This is a genomic window from Streptomyces inhibens (assembly GCF_003389455.1).
Taxonomy (GTDB): domain Bacteria; phylum Actinomycetota; class Actinomycetes; order Streptomycetales; family Streptomycetaceae; genus Streptomyces; species Streptomyces inhibens.
The window spans coordinates 17,695-41,439 of the sequence record NZ_QUAC01000185.1 but is presented as its reverse complement, the minus strand read 5'-3'; the positions used below and the strand labels follow the sequence as shown (position 1 = coordinate 41,439).

22 protein-coding genes and 1 pseudogene are annotated in these 23,745 nt (G+C 69.5%); 8 read left to right on the top strand and 15 right to left on the bottom strand.

Translation table 11 applies throughout. From position 1 onward, the window contains the following. Positions 1-350: 350 nt before the first annotated feature. Positions 351-800 carry a DUF2871 domain-containing protein gene (locus tag DY245_RS23245; RefSeq protein WP_128509174.1) on the top strand — a complete coding sequence of 150 codons (450 nt, stop codon included), beginning with the start codon at positions 351-353 and terminating at the stop codon, positions 798-800. A 50-nt stretch (positions 801-850) separates the two neighbouring features. On the opposite strand, the gene DY245_RS46640 is transcribed toward DY245_RS23245, so the two are convergent. Then, the gene (locus tag DY245_RS46640) at positions 851-1,057 is read right to left on the bottom strand and encodes a nitrilase-related carbon-nitrogen hydrolase (RefSeq protein WP_244943208.1); all 207 of its coding nucleotides are present in this window, start codon (positions 1,055-1,057) and stop codon (positions 851-853) included. 281 nt (positions 1,058-1,338) lie between these two features. On the opposite strand from DY245_RS46640, the gene DY245_RS23235 reads away from it, so the two are divergent. Further along, positions 1,339-2,148: a FadR/GntR family transcriptional regulator gene (locus DY245_RS23235; RefSeq protein WP_244943207.1), complete on the top strand. Its 810-nt coding sequence runs from the start codon at positions 1,339-1,341 to the stop codon at positions 2,146-2,148. A 410-nt stretch (positions 2,149-2,558) separates the two neighbouring features. On the opposite strand, the gene DY245_RS44585 is transcribed toward DY245_RS23235, so the two are convergent. Next, a complete protein-coding gene (locus tag DY245_RS44585; protein ID WP_181923821.1) occupies positions 2,559-2,708 on the bottom strand; it encodes a hypothetical protein in 150 nt (49 codons plus the stop codon). 298 nt (positions 2,709-3,006) lie between these two features. Between DY245_RS44585 and DY245_RS23230 the strand changes: the two genes are divergently transcribed. Together DY245_RS23230 and DY245_RS23220 are read left to right on the top strand one after the other, a co-directional pair. Then, positions 3,007-4,011, top strand: coding sequence for a DUF2278 family protein (locus DY245_RS23230; protein ID WP_128509172.1), 1,005 nt, complete (start codon positions 3,007-3,009; stop codon positions 4,009-4,011). A gap of 1,595 nt (positions 4,012-5,606) precedes the next feature. Then, positions 5,607-6,203, top strand: coding sequence for a TetR/AcrR family transcriptional regulator (locus DY245_RS23220; RefSeq protein ID WP_128509171.1), 597 nt, complete (start codon positions 5,607-5,609; stop codon positions 6,201-6,203). Between the two features lie 472 nt (positions 6,204-6,675). Here DY245_RS23220 and DY245_RS23215 read toward each other — a convergent pair whose 3' ends face one another. After that, a complete protein-coding gene (locus DY245_RS23215; RefSeq protein WP_128509170.1) occupies positions 6,676-7,500 on the bottom strand; it encodes an SDR family NAD(P)-dependent oxidoreductase in 825 nt (274 codons plus the stop codon). A gap of 194 nt (positions 7,501-7,694) precedes the next feature. On the opposite strand from DY245_RS23215, the gene DY245_RS23210 reads away from it, so the two are divergent. Then, on the top strand, positions 7,695-7,910 hold the full coding sequence (locus tag DY245_RS23210) for a hypothetical protein (protein ID WP_128509169.1): 216 nt from the start codon (positions 7,695-7,697) through the stop codon (positions 7,908-7,910). A 96-nt stretch (positions 7,911-8,006) separates the two neighbouring features. Then, on the top strand, positions 8,007-8,960 hold the full coding sequence (locus DY245_RS23205) for an SMP-30/gluconolactonase/LRE family protein (protein WP_128509168.1): 954 nt from the start codon (positions 8,007-8,009) through the stop codon (positions 8,958-8,960). A 375-nt stretch (positions 8,961-9,335) separates the two neighbouring features. Here the strand turns inward: DY245_RS23205 and DY245_RS46635 are convergent. Then, positions 9,336-9,700 (bottom strand): annotated as a pseudogene (locus DY245_RS46635) (SDR family NAD(P)-dependent oxidoreductase); the annotation flags it as partial. Positions 9,701-9,825: 125 nt separating this feature from the next. Here DY245_RS46635 and DY245_RS23195 point away from each other — a divergent pair. Continuing rightward, on the top strand, positions 9,826-11,382 hold the full coding sequence (locus DY245_RS23195; protein WP_128509167.1) for a GMC family oxidoreductase: 1,557 nt from the start codon (positions 9,826-9,828) through the stop codon (positions 11,380-11,382). Between the two features lie 68 nt (positions 11,383-11,450). Here the strand turns inward: DY245_RS23195 and DY245_RS23190 are convergent, their stop codons facing one another. Then, a complete protein-coding gene (locus DY245_RS23190) occupies positions 11,451-11,939 on the bottom strand; it encodes a Rossmann-fold NAD(P)-binding domain-containing protein (RefSeq protein ID WP_181923820.1) in 489 nt (162 codons plus the stop codon). 406 nt (positions 11,940-12,345) lie between these two features. Here DY245_RS23190 and DY245_RS23185 point away from each other — a divergent pair, with 406 nt between their 5' ends. Further along, positions 12,346-13,422, top strand: a complete 1,077-nt coding sequence (locus DY245_RS23185) for a mechanosensitive ion channel family protein (protein WP_128509165.1) — start codon at positions 12,346-12,348, stop codon at positions 13,420-13,422. 189 nt (positions 13,423-13,611) lie between these two features. Here DY245_RS23185 and DY245_RS23180 read toward each other — a convergent pair whose 3' ends face one another. From DY245_RS23180 to DY245_RS23135, 10 genes are all read right to left on the bottom strand, one after another. Continuing rightward, the gene (locus DY245_RS23180) at positions 13,612-14,382 is read right to left on the bottom strand and encodes a maleate cis-trans isomerase family protein (RefSeq protein WP_128509164.1); all 771 of its coding nucleotides are present in this window, start codon (positions 14,380-14,382) and stop codon (positions 13,612-13,614) included. 73 nt (positions 14,383-14,455) lie between these two features. Further along, entirely contained in the window at positions 14,456-14,938 is a 483-nt protein-coding gene (locus DY245_RS23175) for a MarR family winged helix-turn-helix transcriptional regulator (protein ID WP_128509163.1), read from the bottom strand. 78 nt (positions 14,939-15,016) lie between these two features. Next, positions 15,017-15,904, bottom strand: coding sequence for an alpha/beta fold hydrolase (locus DY245_RS23170; RefSeq protein WP_425329431.1), 888 nt, complete (start codon positions 15,902-15,904; stop codon positions 15,017-15,019). After that, on the bottom strand, positions 15,901-16,563 hold the full coding sequence (locus tag DY245_RS23165) for an isochorismatase family protein (protein WP_128509162.1): 663 nt from the start codon (positions 16,561-16,563) through the stop codon (positions 15,901-15,903). The genes DY245_RS23170 and DY245_RS23165 overlap by 4 nt, the downstream gene beginning before the upstream one ends. Then, positions 16,560-17,252, bottom strand: coding sequence for an SRPBCC family protein (locus DY245_RS23160; RefSeq protein WP_128509161.1), 693 nt, complete (start codon positions 17,250-17,252; stop codon positions 16,560-16,562). Before DY245_RS23160 ends, DY245_RS23165 begins: the two co-directional genes overlap by 4 nt. Beyond that, on the bottom strand, positions 17,243-17,788 hold the full coding sequence (locus DY245_RS23155; protein WP_128509160.1) for a (2Fe-2S)-binding protein: 546 nt from the start codon (positions 17,786-17,788) through the stop codon (positions 17,243-17,245). Before DY245_RS23155 ends, DY245_RS23160 begins: the two co-directional genes overlap by 10 nt. Continuing rightward, positions 17,785-20,139 carry a xanthine dehydrogenase family protein molybdopterin-binding subunit gene (locus DY245_RS23150; protein ID WP_128509159.1) on the bottom strand — a complete coding sequence of 785 codons (2,355 nt, stop codon included), beginning with the start codon at positions 20,137-20,139 and terminating at the stop codon, positions 17,785-17,787. Before DY245_RS23150 ends, DY245_RS23155 begins: the two co-directional genes overlap by 4 nt. Then, positions 20,136-20,984, bottom strand: a complete 849-nt coding sequence (locus DY245_RS23145; RefSeq protein WP_128509158.1) for an FAD binding domain-containing protein — start codon at positions 20,982-20,984, stop codon at positions 20,136-20,138. The genes DY245_RS23150 and DY245_RS23145 overlap by 4 nt, the downstream gene beginning before the upstream one ends. A gap of 43 nt (positions 20,985-21,027) precedes the next feature. Then, positions 21,028-22,425, bottom strand: coding sequence for an MFS transporter (locus tag DY245_RS23140; protein WP_128509157.1), 1,398 nt, complete (start codon positions 22,423-22,425; stop codon positions 21,028-21,030). A 32-nt stretch (positions 22,426-22,457) separates the two neighbouring features. Beyond that, positions 22,458-23,726 (bottom strand): FAD-dependent monooxygenase, encoded by a 1,269-nt coding sequence (locus tag DY245_RS23135; RefSeq protein WP_128509156.1) that lies wholly within the window; start codon positions 23,724-23,726, stop codon positions 22,458-22,460. Between the last annotated feature and the right edge of the window lie 19 nt (positions 23,727-23,745).

Sequence of the window (23,745 nt, the reverse complement as noted above, 5' to 3'; positions counted from 1 at the left end):
TGCTTTGTTCCGCTTTCATCGGTCGGTGGGCCCTAGTCGGCCGGTCGTGCAGCCGACGTGGCCGGTCGTGCAGGCGACGCGGCCGGACGCGCGGTCGACGCGGCCGGGGGAGCGGCAGGTGCGGACGGGTCGGAGTCTCCCAGTGCTGTCCCGTAAATGATCTGCGGGTCGGTGCGGGGCGCCGGCTTCACGACGAGCCTTGAACGCCACAGCGCGCCCCAGGGCGCTGCAGGGGCAGCCGAGGGTTGCCGGTCTTGAACGATCTCCGAAATCTGGGGACGGACCCTGCCCGCAGTGCTTCAATATCCCCCGTCAGTACGGTAGTTGACCATCCGGAAGAGGGCGCGGGGATGCGGAAGTCCTACTATGCGGCACACGTCTACATGATCCTCGGGCTGATCTCCGGGCTGTACTACCGGGAGATCACCAAGATCAACGATTTTGAGGGCGACACTCAACTGTCGGTCGTCCACACCCACTTGCTCGCGCTGGGCATGCTGGGCTTCCTCATCGTCCTCGCCCTCGACAAGCAGTTCCAACTGTCCGAGTCGAAGCAGTTCACGTACTTCTTCTGGTTCTACAACGCGGGCATCGCGATCACCGTCCTCACGATGCTCATCCGCGGCACCGAGACCGTGCTCGGCAACCATGTCCCCGAGGCCGTGTCGTGGATCGCCGGCCTGGGCCATATCGTCCTCACGGTCGGGCTCATCCTGCTGTTCGTCCTGCTCGGCAAGCGCCTCAACGAGCACACGAAGACAGGGCCCGCGGAGGCGGAGCCGGTGAAGACCACGACCTGAGTGTCCGGTCACGGCTGTCCGATGACGGCTTCCCGATGACGGTTGTCCGATCACGGTCGTCTGACAGGACATGGCGAATTGCCTGGACCGAACACCTGGTTGACGATGGCGATGGCGATGGCGCGGGCGAGCACCAGCTCCTGCGCGCGGTCGGTCGTGGTGGTCAGGGCGGGATTGATGATCACATCCCCGCCCATCCATGCAAGGTGGCGCGCGACTTCGGGGAACCACGTGTCGTAGCAGATCGAGAAGCCCACGCGACCGTTGCGGGCTCGTGGGGCCGCCAGGGGAAGATCTTGCGGTAGGAGGCGGCCAGCCGTCCCTCGGGCGAGAAGGCCATCGCGGTGTTGAACAGTTCGCCGCCGGGCTCCCGTACACGCACGCTCCCTGGTGCCAGCCAGATACCCAGGTCGCCGGTGAGCCGGGAAAGCTGCTCGGCACGATCTCGGACCGCGGGGAACAGCACGACCCGCATGAAATTAGAGCGAAATGAGCTATTCTCAAAGAGCTCATAATGAGATGTTTGTTGGAGTGGGCCATGCCTGGACACCTTCCGGACGCCACGGAGCCCGAAACCGCGGCGCGGGGTCTGAATGCCCCGCCACTGGGTGGCATTCAACGCCTCTCCGCCCTGGGCACGGTGCGCGCCCGCATCGCCCTGGCCGTCGAACTCGGCCTGCTGGCCCCCGGCGAGCGCCTGCCGCCCACCGATGAGATCGCCGCAGCGCTCGGCGTCGGCGACATAACCGTCCGTCGCGCACTCGCCTCCTTGCGCAACGACGGCGTACTGGAGCGTCGGCGCGGCCGGACCGGCGGCACGTTGGTGGCCGAGCGCCCCGTGAAAGGCGCGGTGGCCGAGGCCGCGGCCTACCGTGCGGCAGCCGCCGAGGTCCATCGCCTGATCGATCACCGGCTCGTCCTCGAATGCGGCATCGCCCACCTGGCGGCCCTCAACGCCGACGAAGCGGCCCTCGACCTCCTCGACGGGCTGGTCGCGGGCATGGACGGAGCGCAGAGCTGGACCGAATTCCGCAGCTACGACGAACGCTTCCACCTCGCGGTGGCCGATGCCACCGGCGTCACCTTCGCCGCCGCGCCGTACAGCGCCGTACTGGAGGACCTCTACCGCTACTACCTGCCCTACCCCCTGGACACCCTCCGGCAGTCCAACTGCGAGCACCACGCACTGGTGGACGCCGTACGCCGCGGCGACCCGACGGGTGCGGTCGACATCGCCCGGCGCCACGTCGCGCAATTGCACCGCACCATGTTCGTCGGCCTCCTGGACGCCGCCCGGCCCGCGGGCGGTGAGCGACCACATCCGCCCGCCCCGACCGGCGATTCGTGAACGGACCCGCTGAAGCCGACGCAGCCTTTGTGTGCGTCGCCTCGGCTCCGGGCGGAGCACACTCACCGGACGCCAACCGGCAAGAGGGACCCGTCCGGACGCTCGGCCGCACCCCGCCTCCCGAAACTGCCTGACACCCGCAGCACAACACAGCACCGTGCCCGGTTCGGGGTCACCTGCGGGGAATGAACCGGGCCGCCCCGTCGCCGGCTGCGATGTGCAGATGCAGATGCAGATGCAGATGCAGATGCAGGTGGCGGTTGTGCTGCACGTCTCCGAGGGGCGTCAGTACCTGGCAGCCACCATGCCGGTGGACGACATCGGGTTGGTGACGTCCATCCAGCAGGGCCCTACGGTGAGCTGCCCGCCAGCCATCTGCTCGACACCCCCGAGCAGATGCGTCTGCGCACCTATAAGGGCATGCTGGTGAAGGGAAAGGACCCCAGGACCAGAAGGTGATCGCCGCGCGGATCCGCCGAATGAATCTCGATGTGCTCGCCGTTCTGGAGGTCGAAGACATCGACACGCTTCGGTTCTTCGACGCTCAGGAACTCGATCACTCACTCCTACTCATTCATGACGCTCGTCGAAGGTAACGACGAATCGCCCGCACTCGCCGCAGCTGGCAAGCTCCTCACAGCTGATATTGACCAAAGGGACTGCCCAGCCTGACTGTTCTACCAGAGTCGGCTCAGTCAGGCCTCGCCCCGCGGCAGCAAGGTGCGTTCGTCGATCGCCGCACCCTGCACGGCGGCGACGGCAACGATGCACGATCGCGCCAGGCTGGTCCTGCATTATCTCTAATTCACGGTTAACGACTAACCAAGGTAACTGGACAGTAATTGGGAGGACGGACACATGCCGCTGAATCAGTATGGTGTATTGGCGTGCAGGGCGGTCGAACGACGGCGTGAAGGTGGCGACGATTCGCCCCACTACCAGGTCCACCTCACCGACAACGACGGCACCTCCTATCGCGCCGCAATCAACGTTCTTTCCCAGCAGTCCCCGTCCGAGCTCCTGTACATAGCTCTTGACGACTTCCGGCACCCGATGACCCAACTGCTCCCGCCGGCCGGCAGTGGTTGGACGTCATTGCCATCACGCGCGGGCACAGCCAGCCTTGACTTCATTCGCGGCAACCTTTTCGATCCGTCGCAGATGCGGACACTGCCACCTGAACTGCCCGGCGTGGACAACGACCTGGCCGACCTTCTCGACCACTCCGTGGAGCGGGCCATCGCCGATCGGACGGCATCCGTCTATGTCTTCGGGCAGCGGTTCGGCGAACCGGCCCCCGTCGACAAAGTGTTCCGCTTCCGCCCGAGCGACGGCATCCATGACGTCCACATGAACCAGGGCAATACCGGGCGGTTCCGCGACGACGACGGGGTGTGGCAGGACGGCGGCCTGCTCCTGCACTTCCCCGCCGAATCCCGGTGGATCGCCATCTTCCTGGCGTTTCAATCGCAGGCATGGCACACCGACGACACCACGGGCCACACCATTGCAGCCGCGCCTCCTCCGCCCGCCGGCGACGAGGCAACCCTTCGCATCCTCGCCGCGTTGGTCAACCCCGTCGGCCCGGCACCCGAGGCCGAAACCGTCACTCTGGTCAACACCTCTGCCGCCCCGGTCGACCTGAACGGGTGGCACCTCTCCGACCAGCAGCAACACTTGCTGGCACTGCCCGCCGGGAGCCTTGAACCGGGTACCACCATCGTCGTCCCGGTTCACGACGGATTCAATCTCGGCAACCATGGTGGATCGATCACCCTGCTCGATCCAGCCGGACTCAAGGTCCACGGCGTCGCCTACACCGAACAGCAGGCCCAGCGTGAGGGGCAGACGCTCACCTTCTGACATCACGGTCGCTGAAGCCCTGAAGAGTGCGGGCTCCAACGCAGTCAGGGCAGTGCGTTCGATGGCTGCCCACACCACACGAGCAAGCCGTAGGCCCGAGGCGGAGGCCGGGCGTTGGGGCCGGTGGAGCGCCACGTGCTCCTTGAGTTGGTTGTTGTGAGATGCCATCTCTCCTGTCATGCCAGGGTTTTGCGCGTCCACGACAGGGCTGGGGGTGTCGCTCACGCAGCATTCGTTGTGGGTGAGTGCGCCCGTGGTGAGGCAGGCCGCGCAAAAAGAAAAATATTCCACTGCCATCGCGGGTGGGCTGATCGCTCTCGTGGGCTCGCTCAGCGTTGCGGCCCGTAGGAGGAGGGTCGCCAGGCAGGAGGCCGCCGCCTCGGCGCCAGTCGAAGGCACTCGCAGACCTTCTTGCGTCGGGCCCGACAACTCGACCGTACCCGTGAGGAGTTGGCCACAGAGGGGCGGGGCGGGAGAGGCGCTTGCGTAAGCCTGGGCGGCCGCCGATCATCGGCGTCAGCTCACTCGGGCGCGGCCGGGCCGGTTCCAGGTCGAACAGCAGGCCGCGTTGGGGCGCCTCAGCGAGCTGCTGGTTGACGTGGGCCAGGCGGACGAAGCGGCACGAGTCCGCCAGGATGCCTCCGGCCCGGCCTGACGGATAGGACGCACTGTTCGTGTACGTCGACGCCCAAGCCCCAAGCCCCAAGCCCCAAGCCCCAAGCCCCAAGCCCCAAGCCCCAAGTCCTAAGTCCCAAGGCCCTTCGAACTGCGCGCCTCGATCATGAGCGGGCGCTCGACGGTTCGCCGCAGCTTCGGACTGGGCCAGCTGTTCTATGCCGTACCCCTGATCTCGCCGTCACCACCCGGGCCGCACTGGGTGCGCCTCGGGGTTCCGGCCTCCCGTCACCCTTCGAAGGGGAACCCGCGATCGCCGGACGTCTGAACGCAGACACCGGTCCGGTCGACAGCGCCAACGCGCTGGCCCCCGCCACGGCCGGGCCTGACTCACTTAAGTGGGACCACCTCACGCGCGGGTCCCGTCGAGACGGGCCCGTGCGCGGGGGAGCCTGCCGGGCGGATGGCTGAGCCGGTGCGGATCTCGACCAGCCGCATGTTTCTGTTGGCTGACGCGGCCGCGCGGTGGCCAGGTACGTCGCCGTGCCCCGGCTACGTCTACGTGCGCGAGGTCCTGGCCCCAGGCCCGAGGGCGTGGACGATCCTGAGACGTGGCCGTGTGGGACCTGCGGGCATCATCGACGCCAGCGCCCGGCGTCCTGCACGGGCACTGTGGGACCGAGGCCACGGTCTCCCGGCCTGCCCGTGCGGGGAGGACCGTTCACTGCCGGAGGCCGGGGCGTTCTGCTGATTGATCAATGCGCGGTGCAGGTAGCTGGCGTCGGCTGAATCGTTGCTACTGCCGGCCAGAATGCAGGACCGGCCGGCCGCCGGGTCGACTCAGGGATGAGTTCGCCGTCGCGGAAGGATGTATACGTCACGCATGGCTCATCAGCCGGGCATTGTTGAACGTCTTTCTAATGATTCCTTCTAGTTCTGATTGCATTAGGGTGTCTACATGACGTCGACGGGACCGCACCATGTCTCCTAAACAGCAGCGCGGCGAGGCCACCGTCGACCGCCTCCTGACCGCCGCGCTCCAGGTGTATGCCTCATCGGGCCAGCAGGGGTTCACGGTGAACGCGGTCACCGCGGCCAGTGGCGTCAGCCTCGGCAGTCTCTATCACCACTTCGGCAGCTTCGACGGTCTCGCGGCCGCTCTGTACACCAGGTGCATGGGGCAGCTTTTCGACGAGCTGACCGCTGCCCTGACCCGTACTCGTACCGCCCACACCGGCGTCCGCGCACTCGTCGGGGCCTATCTGCGCTTCACCGAAGAGCACCCGGACGCCGCTCTGTTCATCCATGCCTCCGCCTACTCCGGCTATCTCGCGGCCCACGCCGACCAGATTCGCGCGGCCAAGGCGGTCATGCTGGGCGGCGTTGTGGAGTGGATGCGGCCGCGGATCGAAGCCGGCGAGATCGCGCCCACCCCTGAGCCCCTGATCGAGGCGCTGGTCATCGGACCGGTTGCCGAGACCGCGCGCCGTTGGCTGTCCAGCACGTACGACGTCGATCTCGCCCAGGCCGCGCGGATCCTGCCCGACCGGATCTGGCGGTCCCTGCGACCGGAGTAGCTAGGGCCGCTCGTCCGGACGGCGTTTGCGGGCGAGGTAGGCATGTGCTCTTTCGCGGAGCGGGCGTACCGACTGGGTGGGCGGATGGCCAGGGGCGCGATCCCGGGGGAGGAGTAGCCAGCGCATGCTCTGAACCGTGGAGCTGTCGAGGAAGCGCCTGACGCCGGTGAGGGTGAGCGGCCGGCCGAAGGCGTAGGCGGCTCCGATGTCGAGCCCCTGGATGCGGAGAGAGGGAGAGACCCCTTGGGTTGATCCGATTGATGCGATTGACCCGACCGGTTGTCGTCGCGTCCTCCGTTGTCGTCGCGTCCTCCGTTGTCGTCGCGTCCTCCGTTGCCGTCGCGCTCTCGGTTGCCGTCGCGCTCTCGGTTGTCGTCGTCGCGTCCTGCGGTGCCGCCGTGTCCTCGCTTGCCGCCGCGCGCTCCCTTGTCATCGCGCTCTGGGCGGCGGGGTGGCCTTCCTCGGCTGCCGCTTAGGCGACACCACTGAGTCCCGTCAGCGTCATCGCCTGGTCCCACACCCGCTCCGCCATGGCCGGATCGGCCGCGATGGGCTCAAGGGGTACCTGCTGGTCGACGTCGAAGTATCGGCCGGACGGGCCACCGGATGAGAGAGCGAGCCGGACCACGGGGGCGGCGCCTTGCCCTGGTGCGGCCCAGGAGCGCTTCACCGCCTTGAGCAGCAGGCCCCGCACCCCGCCGGGGTCTCCGAGGTCGGTCCTGATCACGCCCGGGTGTACCGCGTCGATATGCACGCCCGCTCCCTGCCAACGTCTGGCGAAGAGCGGGACCATGAGGAGGTTGGCGAGTTTGGTGGTGCAGTAGGTGCGCATCTGGTGGAAGTCGGCTCCGACGGGAGTCCGGTTCAGATCGAGCCGCCCCTTGATGTACAGGCCGGCACTGACTTGGACCACCCGGGTCCGGTTCGCCAGCAGTCGCTCCTCCAGCAGGTGATTGAGGAGAAACGGCGCCAGATGATTTACGACGAAGGCCCGCTCCAACCCGTCCGGTGTGTGCACCAACCGGGACGGCCAGATTCCCGCGTTGTGCACCAGTACGTCGATGTGCCCGCACTGCCGTAGCAGCCCGTCCGCCACCGATCGCACCTCGGACAGCACGGACAGATCGCCGACCACCAGGTCGGCCGATCCGCCCAGCGCCGCAGCCGCCCGTTCGCCCCGCTCCCGATCCCGTGTGACCAGCACAACATGGTAGTTCCGCCGGACGAGTTCGGCGGCCACCGCGTACCCGATGCCGCGGTTGCCGCCGGTGACTACCGCCGTAGTGACGTCCTTCATGGCCGGCACTCTAGAGCATATCTAGAAGATCATTCTAGAAAGTTGCTTCAACTTGGGCGTTCCGTCATGCACACTGGGCCGGGGCTGTTCCGCTGCGCTCTCCTTCGCTGCGCTGCCCTTCTCGTTCTCGGCTTGCCGGCGCCGGGCAGTAGAACGAGCGTGGCGGAGCCCGCCGCCTCAACCGCCGCCGCAACGTGCTGCCGTCTCTCGACTTCAGCGATTCGTTGAAGCCGGCCACCCGGGGGTTCGGCAGGTGCACGACCGCCGATAGTGCGGAATTCAAGAAGGCGACGAAGGGGCGGAGCATCGAGGGCTGCGTCATCTTCCTCGCCGACAACGGTACGGGCGCGCCAACCGCCGTCGAGTGGACGCCGGACGATAAAGACAAGCCAATCGCCACCTGGATGTGAACCTGAACGCTCAAGCCACAGCACTCTGACGAGAGAATGCCGGACGGCTCAGCTCTCCAGGGATAAACGAATTTCTGGTCAATGGGAGGTAGCGGGATGACGATACGTGGGTTTGGTACGGCCGCGGCGGCAGGTCTGATGTCAGCGCTGTTGGTCGCCGGTACGCAGACGCCGGTGGCGGCAACCGAGGCGCGGGCCTCGGCGCGCACGGCCCTGAAGCCGTGCACGCAGCGTGTGAGTGTGGAGGTGTTCCGCGAAGGGGGCGTACCGCTCCTGGACTGGCGCGAAAACCTGGAATTCGACGGGCACGGCACCCTCTGGGTCGCGCATATTGCCAAGCACCGGGTAGAGGGCTATGCCCCCGACGGCACGCTCAAGACCAGCTTCCCGGTGAACGGTCCCGGCGGTATCCGACGCGGACCGGACGGATTCATGTACGTCAACTTCGGTGTGAATCCGCTGACTTCGGGATTAGGCGGCGGCATCGTTCGTTTCGACCCGACCGCCGCCCATCCGGAACCCGAGAAGGTCGTCGACGGGATATCCGGCATCAACGGCCTTGCCATCGACGCCGCCGGCAACTTCTACGTCAGCCGCGAGCTGGCCACCGGCATCCTCAAGATCCGCCCGGACGGTACAAAGGACGAGCAGTGGACGCGGGCCGCTTCCGTCTTCGGCACCAACGGCCTGGAGATCGTCGGCGACCAGCTGTACGCGAGTGTCATCACCAGCACCGCGTCACCCGTCGTACGCATCCCCCTGAACGACCCGGCCCGCCACACCACGGTCACCGAACTCAGCCCAAACCCCTGGGATGCCAAGGTCCTTGACGACCTCACCTCCTTCGGTGGCGACCTGGTGGTCGCCAGCTTCCGCGATGGCGAACTCATCCGGGTGGACCCGAAGACCGGCGGATCCTGTGTCCTGGCGACCGGTCTGCGTATGCCCTCCAGCGTCCGCGTACCCCGCGGCTTCGGCGACCACGATCCGCGGCGTGAGCTGTTCGTCGTCGAAGCCTCCGGCCGCATCATGAAGGTGACGGTCCGCTGAAGGTGACGGTCCACTGAAGGGACGGTCCGCTGAAAGGGAAGGTCGACTGGCGTGGGCCACTTGAGGGTCGCCGTCCTGGGCATCGGCTTCTCGCGAGCGGCACAGGCACCGACCCGCGTTTCCGCAGGCCGGCGCCGTGACTTGACTACGTCAAGTACCTGCCCGCGGCGGCGATACCTGATGGTGGCGTCGCGACCTGGACCGTTCCCGACGCCGAGCGCCGGCGGAAAGCCGTGTCCCGACGGCCTTCGCCCCGGTCGCGGGGAGCTGGATCCTCGCCGCCCTGGTCGTCGTCTCGTTCGTGCTGACGTCCTGGAACGCCTCCTCCGGCTGCGGAGGCAGCAGTTGCGGCGGTTGCGGAGGATGCGGCGGCTGTACGAACGCGGACTCGTCGCCCGCCGGGTACACCGCCGCGTTCGCGATGGCCTCCAGGCTGCCGACGCGGCCGGCCGGGGTTCCCTTCATCATGACGTCGCCGGGGTGCGCGCCTCGGTCTCGTCGGGCGCAGGCGCACGCACCACGCCCGGGGAGATCGCGTTGGCGCGTACGCCGGACGGCCCGAACCCGGCGGCCCAGGCCCAGGCCCGGGTCAGCGTCTCCGCCGCTCCCTTGCTGGAGCTGTAGAGGGCCGCGACAGGGATGCCCAGCCGAGCGATTCGCGAACCGAGGTTGTTGATCGCTCCGCCGCCCGTTTCGGCCATGGCGGGGGCGAGGGCGGCGGTCGGAAAGTACGGTGCCCGCCCCGAGGACGGAGCCGCACGGGCCGTCGGCGGAACGATCGACAATGGCTGGTTTCACGGTGTGAGCGGACGTGCCGATACGGCTTGGGTGGAGAGGTCCGCAGGGTGCTGGGTGAGGGGGATGGGTGTACGACTACATCATCGTGGGTGCCGGGTCGGCGGGATGCGTTCTGGCAGCCCGGCTCACCGAGGACGCGGACATCCGCGTTCTGCTCGTCGAGGCCGGGCCGGTGGACGACGCCCAGGAGATCCACGTACCGGCCGCCTTCAGCAAGCTGTTCCAGACGAAGTACGACTGGAGCTACCTCAGCGACTGCGAGCCGGGCCTCGACGGCCGGCGCCGGTTCCTGCCCCGGGGCCGAATGCTCGGGGGATCGTCGTCGATGAACGCCATGATCTACATCCGGGGCAACCGACGCGACTACGACGCCTGGGCCGCTGCCGGCGCCGAGCGGTGGAGCTGGGACGACGTCCTCCCGTACTTCCTGCGCGCCGAGGACTTCCAGGGGCGCACGTCCCCGTGGCACGCCGGCGGCGGGCCGCTCACGGTCAGCGAGGGCCGTTCCCGGCATCCGCTGATGGCTGCCTACGTGGCTGCAGCACAAGAGGCCGGCCACCCCTACACCGCCGACTTCAACGGGCCCGAACAGGACGGCGTCGGCTACTACCACCTCACCCAGCGAGACGGTCTGCGCTGCAGCACGGCCGTCGCGTATCTGCGACCGGCCCTCGCCCGGCCGAACCTCGAAGTGCTCACCGGAACGCAGTGCACCCGCGTGCTGTTCGACGGTGATCGCGCGACCGGTGTCGAGCTGGAGCGGGGCGGTGAACTGCTGCGACGGCACGCGGAACGGGAAGTGGTGCTGTCGGCAGGTGCCTACAACTCCCCGCAACTGCTCATGCTTTCCGGCATCGGCGCCGCCGATGAACTGGTGGCCCGTGGCATCGACGCCCGGGTGGACCTCCCGGTGGGGGAGAACCTGCAGGACCACGCGCACGTCGGCCTCTCCTATCTGACCGACACCGAATCGCTGCTGACCGCCGAGACACCGGACAACGTGCGCATGCTGGAGGACGAGGGCCGCGGCCCGCTCACCTCCAACGTGGGTGAGGCCGGGGGATTCCACCGAACCCGCGAAGACCTCGACGCCCCTGACATTCAGGTGCACGCCACCCCGGTGATGTTCCACGAGGAGGGCATCAGCCCCGTCTTCGACCACGCCTTCATGTTCGGCGCGGTCCTGCTCACCCCCACCAGCCGAGGCAAGGTCTCCTTGCGGTCCGCGATCCCCAGCGCAAAGCCGCACATCCTGCACAACTACCTGACCACCGAGGAGGACCGCGCCACGATGGTCAGGGCCGTAAGGATCCTGCTGGACATCGCCGACCAGCCGAGCCTGCGCAAGCACCGCAGGGCCGACTTCCGCGTCCCCGACTCCCTGACGGACGCCGGCCTGCTGGACTTCGCCCGGCGCGAGCTGCAGACCCTCTACCACCCGGCGGGCACCTGCTCCATCGGTCCGGTGGTCGACTCCCGGCTCAGGGTGCACGGTGTGAGCGGCCTGCGGGTGGTGGACGCGTCTGTGATGCCCACCGTGGTGCGGGGCAACACCAACGCTCCCACGATCATGATCGCTGAGAAGGCGGCGGACATGATCCGCGACCTCCCGGCGCCCGCCTGACCCTGACCGCAGGGCCGCAGGCAGGGGATGCTGTGGACCCCTCAGGCGTGGCCCGCCGGTTCAGGAATTCAGGCCGCCGTCGTTGATCGTGAGGGTGGTGTCGGTGATAGGGAGTCGGCCGTCGCCGGTGAGATGGGCGATGGTTGCGGCGATGGTGCTGCGGGCTGTCGGGATTGTCCCGGGGGCTCCTCGTCCAGCAGCGATATGCCGGTGCGGCCGTAACTGGACACCCCGGTGGTGTAGATGAGGTGGCGGGTGCGGCCGGTGCGGTCCTGGGCGGCACGCAGCTTGGCGAACAGCTTCGTGTCGGTGCCGACGGGGTAGTTCATGTCCAGCACGGTGTGCACCACCGTGTCGGCGTCTTCCACATGGTGCCGGTAGGTGTCGGGGTCGGTGATGTCGCCGGCTACGGGCCGGATGCCGGCGGCGGCCGGGGCGCGGGCGCGAGGGCTGCTGGTGTCGCGGGTCAGGCTCAGGTCGGTATGGCTCGCGCGGCGCAGGGCGGTGGCGATGTGAGTGCAGGCGTAGCAGGTGGCAACGGTGACAAAGGTCGTCACGGGGATCTCCAGAGGGAGGGCGAGGCGACGCAAGCAAGGTGCTTGCCTGGGCATCTGGCCCGCGTCGGCCGTCCGTCGTGCTTCCGCGGTCAGCGCTCACGTTCGGTGACTGCGGTGAGCTCTGGGCCACCATGCCGCCGCTGGCCGATGAGCTTTCAGGGGTGGTCTCAGGTGTGCCGACGCCCCGGGAAGCGAGTGCCTCACCCCCACCAACGAGCTGGCAGAGGTTCCCTCCTGGGGTACCCGCTGCGTGCCGCGCCGCGTGCGGCAGGATGGCAGCTTGTGTCGGGGCGTCCGCGGACGTCTCGGTGCATTCACAGTCCTAGAGACAAGCAGGTGTCAAGGTGACGAAACATTACATCCGGTGCTCGGAAGAGCTGTTCCTCCGGGCAGTGGGAGCCGGCCGGTGAACCGTGCCCTCACACTGCATGACTTGATCGTCGCGGGGGCCGCGCTGGCCGCCGGTATCGTGGCCGGCCTGTTCTTGCGCGCGGCCCTGCGGTGGCTGGCCAAGCACGCGCACCGGACGCGGTGGAGCGGGGACGACGTCATCGTGGATGCGCTGCGGTCCGTGGTGCCCTGGGCGGCGATATGCGCCGGGCTGGCGGCGGCCACCGCGGCGCTGCCGCTGACGCCGACGGTCGGACGCAACGTCAACCGGACGCTGACCGTGCTGCTCATCCTGGTCGGCACGCTCACCGCGGCCCGGGTGATCACCGGACTGGTGAAGTCCCTGGCACAGTCCAGATCCGGGGTGGCGGGATCGGCCACCATCTTTGCCAACATCACGCGCATCGTGGTGCTGGCGATGGGCTTTCTCGTCGTGTTGCAGACCCTGGGCATCTCCATAGCCCCGCTGCTCACCGCGCTGGGTGTGGGTGGCCTCGCGGTAGCCCTGGCGCTGCAGGACACCCTCGCCAACCTCTTCGCTGGTGTGCACGTCCTCGCCTCGAAGACGGTGCAGCCCGGTGACTACATCCGGCTCAGCAGTGGCGAGGAGGGCTATGTCGTCGACATCAACTGGCGAAACACCGTGGTGCGCCAGCTCTCCAACAACCTGGTGATCATCCCCAACGCCCAGCTGGCCGGCACCAACATGACCAACTTCACCCGGCCGGAACAGCAGTTGTCGATCCTGGTGCAGGTGGGGGTCGGCTACGACAGCGATCTCGAACACGTCGAGCGGGTCACCACCGAGGTCGTCAAGAGCGTGATGACCGACGTCAGCGGTGCTCTCCCCGACCATGAACCGGCCGTCCGCTTCCACACGTTCGGAGACTCCAGGATCAGCTTCACGGTGATCCTCGGCGTCGGCGAATTCAGTGACCAGTACCGGATCAAGCACGAGTTCATCAAGCGCCTGCACCAGCGGTACCGGGCCGAGGGCATCAGGATTCCCGCCCCGACGCGGACCGTGGCACTGCAGCAGTCCGACGAGGTCGCGATTCCGCACCAGCGGGGAACGTCGGACCTGGTGCCGTAGGCCGAGCGGGCGGTGCGGGCGCGGTGCACGGCGTGCCTGACAGAACGCGAAGAGACGTATGCCGAGGGTCGCCTGCCTGGTAGCGGGTCGGCCCTCGGCCTCTGCGCCGGTCCTTGTCATCAGGGCATCAGGGCACCTGGGGTTGGTGTGTCAGTAGTAGCGGCGCATGCCAGGATGTCCCGCAGCGGCTCAGGCCGCGGCGGGGCAGGGCACACCGCCGCTCAGCAGGCTGCCCGCGCCCGGGACGAACGTGGGCAGGTCCAGTTCGGTGAGGATGCGGTACGCCGTGGCGGCGGCCGCCGAGAGTACCGGCAGGCCCGCCGCGTCCTCCACCGGTTGGAGCGACGGCAGTGACGGCATCTGGACGCACGCGGACAGGACGAGCGCGTCGGCCCGTGACAGGTCCAGTCGCCGCCAGTGGTCGCGCAGATCCGCGGGGTCGAGGCGGGCGACCGCCAGATTGTCCGGGACCTCCAGGCTCAGCGCGTCCACGACCTCGATGCCCGCGTCCTCGATGTAGTCCGCGACCAGGCGCGTGAGCGGCTTCATGTACGGCGTGATGATCGCGACCCGCCCGGCCCCCAGGGCCTTGATGCCGTCGAGCAGGGCCCCGGCGCTGGAGACCACCGGCGCCTGCGCGCCCTGGGAACGGAGCACGCCGGTGATCTCGGCCTCGGCGGTGCAGTGGTGCCCCGGGCCCTGGGCCATGATCGCCACAAGGCAGGCCGTGGCGACCACGTCGGGCCGCGCGTCGGCGAGTTCCAGGGCCGCGCGCTCGGTCTGCGCGTTCATGGCGCGCAGCTGCTCGGGCGTCACATGCTGCATACGCATCCGGCTGCTGTGGAAGACGAACCGGTCCTCGGGGAGGACGGCCTCGCGCTCGCGCAGCATGCGCGGCAGCTCCGTCTCCATGGTCAGGTTCGAGCTGGGCACGATCATGCCGATGTGGTGGTCGGTCACGGGATCCTCCGGATGTCCGGTGTACGTACGGTCGTTGACGACCCAGGACCCGTGGTCCGCCGCGGCGGACGGGCTACGCGTCCTCGGTCAGTCCCTCCCAGTGGTCGGCGAGGGACGTGAGCAGATGCACGATCTCTTCGCGCCCCTCGGCTCCGAACGGCTCCAGGAGCCGTTCGTCGAGCCGGCGGGCGCGGCTGTTCGCGTCGTGGAGGGTCCGCTCGCCCTCCTCGGTCAGATAGAGCAGCTTGCGGCGGCCGTCGTCGGCGGCCGTCCTGCGCACGATCAGGCCCCGCTTCTCCAGCCGCCGGGCGACGTCCGCCATCGTCGACGTGTCCAGGGCCACCGCCGACGCCATCGACCGCTGGTCGTGCCCCGGCGCCGCGTCCACCGCTTGCAGCACCGCGAACTGCGGCCCGGTGAGCGTCGGGTCCACCGCGCGGATCCAGACCGCGAGATACGCCTGGTAGAGGCGCCGGACCTGGTAGCCGGGGGCGGCCGTCAGCGCGGCGGGAGCCCGGGGCGGTGTGGACGGCGAGGGTGCGGTTTCGTCAGCCATGAGCTCACTTAAGCACGGCTCTTGACCGGTTCGGCAGCCGGATCGGGACGGTCCGGGAAGGGGGCCCACGGGCGGCCGTCAGGTCAGCATCGGGCGCAGCGCCTCGCGCAGCGCCGCGAGCGCGGCGGGCGGGTTGTCCCAGAACAGCATGTGGCCGGCGTCCGGGATTTCGGTGAGCGCGGCCGTCTGGTGCAGCCCGGCGGCCTCGGCCGCACCCTCGGCGGTGACGACGGGACTGTCCGCGCCGTACAGCAGTGCCGTGGGGCCCGGCACCGAGGGCCACCAGTCGAAGAAGTCCTCGCTCTCGAAGCCGCGGTGGGTGGCCACGACGGCCTCCTGCGCGCAGCTGGCCAGCCAGCGGGCCCGCAGTTCCTGTTCCGCACGCGGCCAGCGCGGCCACGCCCGGGCCACCTCGTCCGCGTCCGTACCGCGCACGGCCTGCGCCAGCTGGCCCAGGAACGCGTCCAGAGTTGTCGGGTAGGGCCCGCGCCCCGGTCCGCTCATCGGCGGGTCGCCCAGCACCGTGCCCCGCAGCGCGACCTTGCCCCGGACGGCGGTCACGGCCGCGATGCGCGCGCCCATGGAGTGCCCGAAGAGCACCGGGCGGTCGAGTCCGAGCTCGGTGACGACGGCCTCGGTGTCCTCGGCGTACTCCTCCAGGCCGTAGGAACCACCGTCGTCGGACAGCCCGCGCCCGCGGATGTCGACGACCAACGGACGTACGAGATCGGTCAGTTCACGCGCCACGAAGTCCATCGTGATCGCGGGACTGGTGATGCCGGGCAGCACGATGAGCGGGACGCCGGGGCCGCCGTAGTCAAGGATGTGCAGGCGCGTGCCGGCCGAGCGCACCCAGCGGCTCGTGGCGGGTACGTCGGCGAGATCGGCGAGCGCGGACTGCGACAGACAGCGGGCGGGCGGGGTGGGGGGCATGGGGTCCTCCGGCGTCGGGCTCGATGGGGTCATGGGGCACTCCTGGGCAGGCCGCCGAGGTATGCGAGGGCGTCCTTGAGGTCGATCACATCGCCGTACTTGGCCTGGATGTCGAAGAGATTCGCCTCGTGCGGGCCCGGTGCCCGGTCGCCGACGCACTCGCGCGGTACCAGCACCGAGAACCCGGACTGCACGGCGTCCACGGCCGTCGCCCGCACACAGCCGCTCGTCGTCGCCCCGCACACCAGCACGGTGTCGCAGCCGAGGCCGGTCAGCAGGGCGGCCAGTGAGGTGCCGAAGAACGCGGAGGCGCCCTTCTTCACGATCAGATGGTCCTGGGGCGCGCGCGGCAGCCGCGGATCGATCGCGACCTCTGCGCTGCCCTCGGTCAGGGCCCGCATGCCCTGCGCCTTGTGCAGCCAGGTGACGGCGTCGCCCGCCGCCTCGGCCGGCGTGTAGGCGATCGCGGTGAAGACGACCGGCACCCCGGCCGGACGCCCCGCCTCGATCAACCCGCCCGTGGCGCCGACGACGTCGGTCAGGTCCGCGCCCGAGGGGAAGCCGTCCTCGGTGAAGCCGCGCGTGAGGTCGACCACGACGATCGCGGGCCGGCCGCCACGGCGCACGGGAGCGCCGAAGCCCGCCCGCGCGTAGGTGCGTTCCGTCTCCTGCCCGTACCGCGCGGCGCTCATGACGCCCTCCGCAGGGCCCGCAGCTCCCGCGCCTGGGCGCCGAGCCGGCCGAGCAGCCAGCCCTCGAAGAGGCCGAGCGCGAATGCCCCGGCGGCCAGGCCGTACTTGGCGGCCCCGGGGCCGAGCAGCATCGCCAGACCGTCGAGCTCGGCGCCCTGCGCGAGCGCGGGCTGCGAGGCGGCGGGCTGCCGGGCAGGGGACGGGGCCGCAGCCGCGCCCTGCGGGCCAGGCGCTCCGGTGACCCGGTCCTGGTCCAGCAGGCTCCCCAGATTCTGCGCGAACTGCTGCAGAATCCGGTCCGACACCGCCGCGATCGCACCCTTGCCGAACTGGGCGATCTTGCCCCGGATCACCAGATCCGTGGACAGCTGGAGCAGCGCGCCCTCGGGCGCCGCCACCACCTCCAGCGCGACATCGGCCTCCGCGTCCCCGCTGCCGTGGGTGTCGGCCCCGCGGGCGTGGACCCGCAGCCGCCGCCGCTCGGCGTCGACCTCCAGGAACCGCACCGTGCCCGCGTACGCGGCGCTGATCGGCCCCACCTTGATCTTCACCCTGCCATGCCAGACGTCGCCGTCCTGCCCGTCGAGCGCGGCGCCCGGCATGCACGAGGCGACCCGTTCGACATCGTTCATCAGCGCGAAGACCTCGTCCGGCGAGGCCTTGACCGGGACCGCGTTGGTCAGCTGCATACGTCACTCTCCTTGCTGTCACAGCGGCTCGCGCAGGCCCGGCGCCGGGCCTGCGCGCATCCGTCGATCGCCTCGACGATGGTCTGGTAGCCGGTGCACCGGCACAGATTGGCGGCGACGACCTCCCGGATCTCCTCCTTGGTCGCCTCCGGCCGCTCGGCGAGGAACCCCTCGGCGAGCATCAGGAAGCCGGGCGTGCAGAACCCGCACTGCAACCCGTGGTGTGTACTGAACGCCTGCTGGAGATCCCCGAGTTGGTCACCCTCGGACAGCGACTCGACCGTACGGATCCGGGCGCCTTCGGCCTGCGCCGCGAACATCAGGCAGGCGCGTACGGGCCGGTCGTCGACCAGCACGGTGCAGGCGCCGCAGATGCCGTGCTCGCACCCGACGTGTGTACCGGTCAGCCGCAGCTCGTGACGGAGTACGTCGACGAGGGTGCGCCGCGGCTCGGTGATCACCTCGTGCTGCTCGCCGTTGACGTCGAGGGTGATCAGCTGCACCTCCCGCTGCGCCGGCGCGGTGGTGTCGGTCATGATGCGGCCTCCAGGTTCAGGGCGCGGTGCACGGTCTCGGGAGTGACGGGCGTGTGGTCGAGCTCGACGCCCGTGGGGCGCAGGGCGTCGTTGACGGCGTTGAGGACGGCGGCGGGCGCCCCGATGGTGCCGCCCTCGCCGGCGCCCTTCGCGCCGGTTTCGGTGAACGCGGAGGGTGTCTCCAGATGGTGGATCAGCACATCGGGGATCTCGTGGGCGGTGGGCACCTTGTAGTCCATGAAGCTGGTCGCCGACGGCTCGCCCATGTCGTCGTACGTCACCTGCTCGAACAGCGCACCCGCGATGCCCTGCGCGATGCCGCCCCGGCACTGCCCCTCCACGACCTGCGGATTGATGGCGACGCCGCAGTCCTCGACGCATACGTACCGCAGGATCTCCACCTGTCCGGTGCCCTGGTGCAGCTCGACGACGACGCCGTGGGTGGCGTTGGAGAAGGTGCCGTCGGTGAAGACGTCGAAGGTGGCGGTGGCCGCCAGGCCCGGTTCGATGTCCTTGGGCAGCAGGTGCGCCCGGAGGTAGGCGATATCGGCGATGTCCTCGTAGGTGAGTACCTCGGAGGTGTCGTCCCGGCGGCGGGCGGCACCGTCCGTCAGCTCCACCTCGTCGGCGTCGATGCCCCAGCGGGCCGCGGCGATGGCGCGCAGCTTGTCGCCGAGCTTCGCCGCGGCCAGGCGCACCGCGCTGCCACCTACGGTGATGGAGCGGCTCGCGAACGTCCCCCACCCGTAGGTGATGCGGTCGGTATCGCCCTGGTGGAGCCTCACCTTGGCGATGTCCAGGCCGAGTTCGTCGGCGACGATCTGCGCCATCGTCGTCTCGTGGCTCTGCCCGTGGCTCATCGTGCCGGTGGTGACGGTCACCGCGCCGCTGGTGTCCATCCGTACCTCGGAGATGTCGAAGCCCGGCACGACCTGCATCTTGCGCTGGGCGAAGGCCGTGGAGCCGTATCCGGTGCGCTCGCTGAAGCATGCGTAGCCGATGCCGAGGTGCCGCCCCTCGGCCGCCGCCGCGGCCTGCTTCTCGTACCAGCCCTCGTCCTGGACGAGCCGCTCGCACAGATTCAGCGACTCCAGATAGGAACCGGGGTCGTAGGTGATGTGGTTGACGCCCGTGTACGGGAAGTCGGTGATGACGTTGCGGCGGCGGATCTCGACCGGGTCCAGGCCCAGTTCGCGGGCCGCGCGCTCGAAGAGCCGCTCGACGACCATCACGTACTGCGGACGGCTGACGCCCCGGTAGGGCGCGGTGGGTGCCTTGTTGGTGGTGATCGCCCGGCCGCGCACCCGGTAGGCGGGCACCTTGTAGACACCGGGCATCTCGGCGGAGGCCATCAGCGGCTCGATGCCCGCCGTGAACGGGTAGCAGGAGTAGGCGCCCATATCGCACACCACATCCGCGTCGAGCCCCAGGATCCTGCCGTCCGCGCCGAAGGCGGCACGCACCTGGTAATGCTGTTCGCGGGCGAGGAACGACGCGGACAGGGCGTCCTTGCGGTCCTCGATCCACTTCACCGGCCGGCGCAGCCGCAGCGCCGCCGCGGCGGCCGCGATCTCCTCGCGCCCGACGACGCACTTCTGGCCGAAGCCGCCGCCCATGTCGGGCACGACCACCCGCACCGCGCGCTCGTCGAGGCGCAGGCTACGGGATGCCACCGTCCGTACCTGGTGCGGGACTTGGGTGCAGGTCTGCACGACGAGCTGTTCCTCGCGGTCGTCCCAGTGCGCCACGACGCCGCGGGTCTCCAGCGGCAGCGCGTTCTGCCGGCCGGTCCTGGACTCGACGTGGACGACGCAGGGCGCGGACGCGAAGATCTCGTCGATGCCGTCCGTCGCGAAGAGGGAGACGTCCACGAGGGTGTTGCGGGCGGCCTCGTCGTGGACGAGCGGAGCGCCGGGCGCCAGCGCCGCCTCCTCGGAGGTGACCGGCGGCAACGTCGTATAGCTGACCTTGGCCGCCTCCAGGCCGTCCTCCGCGGCGTACGCGTCCCGGGCCACCACGATCGCGACGGGCTCCCCGACGTAGCGGACCTTGTCCCGGGCCAGGACGGGCATCGCGGTCGGGACGTACTCCGAGAGGGGCCGCCCCAGCTGGGCGGTGATGTCGCCCAGCTCCAGGTCGTCCGCCGTGAACGCCGCCACGACGCCGGGGACATGGCGTACCGCCGAGAGATCGACCGAGGCGATCTCACCATGGGCGACCGTGCTGCGCACGAACTGGGCGTGCAGCATGCCGGGCAGCGCGATGTCGTCGACGAACCGGCCGCGCCCGGACAGCAGCCGCGGGTCCTCGCGGCGCGCGACCGACCTGCCCACCAACTTCCCTTCCTTCACCGGGACTTCGCCTCCTCACAGGCGCGCCGGACCAGCGTCCGGACGAGTTCCTTGCGGTAGTGCGTGCTGCCGGACGCGTCGGCGGGGGGCTCGACGGCTGCCGCCGCTGCGGACGCGCAGTCGTCGAAGGAGCCGCCGCCGGCCAGGACGGCCTCCGCCTCCGGCACCCGCACCACCGCGGCCGCCACCCCGCCGAGCGCCACCCGGCCGCCGCGTACGGTTCCTTCCTCGATGTCGAGGTCCACGGCGGCCGCCACGAGAGCGAAGTCACCGCGCCGCTCGGCGAATTCGGTGAGGGCGGCGTGCGGAGCGGGACGCGGGAAGACGATCTCGATGAGCAGTTCGTCGGGGGCGAGGGCGGTCGTGTAGTAGCCGAGGAAGAAGTCCGCGACCGGGATCCTGCGCTCGCCGCGCGGGCCGCGCGCCACGAACTCGGCACCGAGGACCACCGCGAGCAGGCACCACTCGGCGGTGGCGTCGGCGTGCGCGATGCTGCCGCCGACCGTGCCGCGCGTACGGATCGGCAGATGTCCGATCCAGCCCATGGCGTCCCGCAGGACCGCGAAGCCCGTCCCGAGCACGCCCGTCGGGTCGGTCTCCACCGTGTGATGGGTGGTGAGCGCCCCGATGCGCAGACCGCCGTCGGCGTCCCGGTGCAGCCGGCCGAGTTCCCGGATGCCGGCGATGTCGACGAGATGCCGCGGGCGGGCCAGCCGGAAGTTCATCATCGCGACGAGGCTCTGTCCGCCGGCGATGACCTTGGCGTCGTCACCGAGCTCGGCCAGCAGCCGGGTGGCTCCGTCGACGTCGGGGGCCCGGTGATACCGGAACGGGGCGGGCTTCATGCTCCTCCTGTCGTACGTGGTGTGCCGTCGGGCGGCCGGACCGTCAGATGGCTGCCTGCTCCGGCACCGTCCGGGGCGCGGGCACGCGCAGCTCCTCGTCGTCGCCGTCCAGGGCCCGGCCCTTGGTCTCCGGAGCCGCCACCGCCATCCATACGACGGCCACCAGCACGGCGAGCCCCAGGAGCGCGAACGTCACCGGGAGCCCCAGCACGGGCCACATCACCGAGCCGAACAGCAGCGGAGCGAAGCCGGTGAGCACCCGGCTGACCGACGAGGCCCAGCCGAAGCCGCTGGCCCGCAGGGGAGTGGGGTACAGCTCGGAGACGTACGCGTACATGGCGGGGATGGTGAGCTGCATCAGGAAGCCGAACGCGGCGATCGCCACGGCCGACCCCGTCGGCACCTTCATCACCAGCGCGAACACCACCAGCGCGAGCGCCGCGACCGGCGCCGAGACCCCGATGAGCCACTTGCGGCCGACGGTATCGACGAGCGCGGTGGAGACCAGGACACCGACGATGCCGACGCCGCTCATCAGGGTGGTGCTCATGAAGGCGGCCGTTTCGCCGAGACCCTCCTCCTTGAGGATGGACGGCAGCCAGCTCAGCGCCGCGTAGTAGACGAGCATGACCGTGGCGAACAGCAGCCAGGCCGCGGAGGTGATGCGCGGGCTGAACTTCCAGATCCGGCGCAGCTGTTCGGCCGCGGAGGCCACTCCACGCGGCCCGGTCTCGGCGACGGGCTCGGGGATGACGTACGGCTCGACAGGCGCGCCGGTGCGGGCGACGAGGTCGTCGATGACGTGCCGGGCCTCGGTCTCCCGGCCCTTCTTCGTCAGATAGATCGGCGACTCGGGGATGCCGCGGCGCGCCCAGAACAGCAGTAGTGCGGGCAGCACCATCGTCGCGAGCATCCACCGCCAGTTCCCGTCGAGGGACAGCATCGCCGTCGACACGAGCCCGCACAGCGTCACGCCGATCGGCCACCACAGGTCGAGCGCGGTCAGCACCCGGCCCCGGTACTTGCGCGGCGAGAACTCGCCCACCAGCGCATAGTCGACGGGGATGCAGCCGCCCAGCCCCACACCGGCCAGGAAGCGCAGGGCGAGAAAGACCGGGTACGTCGGGGCGAGCGCGCCGAGCACCGAGAACAGGGCGAAGATCAGCAGAGTGACGCTGAAGGCCTTCTTGCGCCCGATCCGGTCCGCGACCGCACCCCAGGCGACGGCGCCCACGGCCATGCCGACGAGGTTGGCGGTGGCCACGAGGCCGCGCCCGCCGAGCGAGAGGTCGAAGTGTGCGCCCAGCAGCGGCATGAGGAAGCCGTTCAGGGCGATGTCATAGGCGTCGAAGAGGTAGCCGAGGCCACCGATGATGAAGATCTTTCCCTGGACGGACCATCTCCAGGGGAGTTCCTGAACGATCTGATCGCCTGTTTTCACGTTCGCTCCACGGTGTTGCGGGAGGGGAGGTCTCAGCGGGCGAACTGGTAGGAGAACGCGCCGAGATCGGGATCGTTGAGCGGGGTGCCACCCCACAGCCAGTCGTACGAGAGGTCCGACTCGCCGTCGAAGGTCTTGAGCTTCTCGTCCCTGGCCCGCTGCTCGGGGCCGTCGGGCAGGTGGTAGAAGGTCTTGTTCTGCAGCGACGCGTCCTGGACCATCCCGGCGTGCTTGGCGCGCCGGTCGACATAGCGGCGCAGCGCCCCTTCGATGCCGTCGGCCGTGACCGCGCCGAGCTCCTCGGCGAGCACCGCGGCGTCCTCCATGGCCTGCGAGGCGCCCTGCGCCTGGTAGGGCAGCATCGCGTGGCAGGCGTCGCCGAGGAGGGCTGTGCGGCCGTCCATCCACACCGGGTCGCGGCGCCGGTGGTAGAGCGCGAAGACGGAGACATCCTCCTTCGCCTTGGACAGCATCGCCGGCACACGGTCGTCCCAGCCGGGGAAGGCGTCGATGAGATCCTGCGCCGTCGCGGGGACGGCCCACTTCTCGCGGACCTCGTCCGTGCACGGTACGCAGGCCACGATGTTGAGGTACTCGCCGCCGCGGATCATGTAGTGGACGAGGTGCCGGTCGGGCCCGTACCAGATGGTGCTCTGGTAGCGGTCCACGAGCCAGCGCGTCGCCGGGTCGGCCGCGATCAGATCGCCCGGGATCAGCGCCCGGTAGGCCATCTCGCCGGAGAACAGCAGTGTGTCGGGGGCGCCCATCAGATCGCGTACCTGCGAACGGATGCCGTCGGCGCCGATGAGCGCGTCACCGGCGTAGCGCCGCCCGTCCTCGGTGACCGCCACGGGACGTTCCGGGTCGGTGCGGTCCAGCTCGACGACCGTGCTCGCGGTGTGCACCTCCACGACGGGGCCCGGCCCCGCGGGGTCGAGGCACGCGTCCAGCAGGATGCGGTGCAGGTCGGCGCGGTGGTAGTGCCAGTAAGGGGCGTTGAACTCGTCCTTGCAGCGCTGCCCCAGCGAGGTCAGGCCGACGATGCTGCCGTCCTTCCAGCGGCGCCGCACCTGGTCGAGCGGCTCCGTGTGGATGGCCTCCATCTGCCGGCGCAGCCCGAGGCCCATCAGGATCCGGCTGGCGTTCGGCGCGGTCTGGATGCCCGCGCCGACCTCGCCGAGCTGCGACGCCTGCTCCAGGACGGTGACCCGCAGACCGCGCTGCCGCAGTGCCAGCGCGGCGGTCAGCCCGCCGAGACCTCCCCCGACGACGGTGACTTCGTACGACTGACTGGACGCCACTCTTCCTCCAACTCACGGG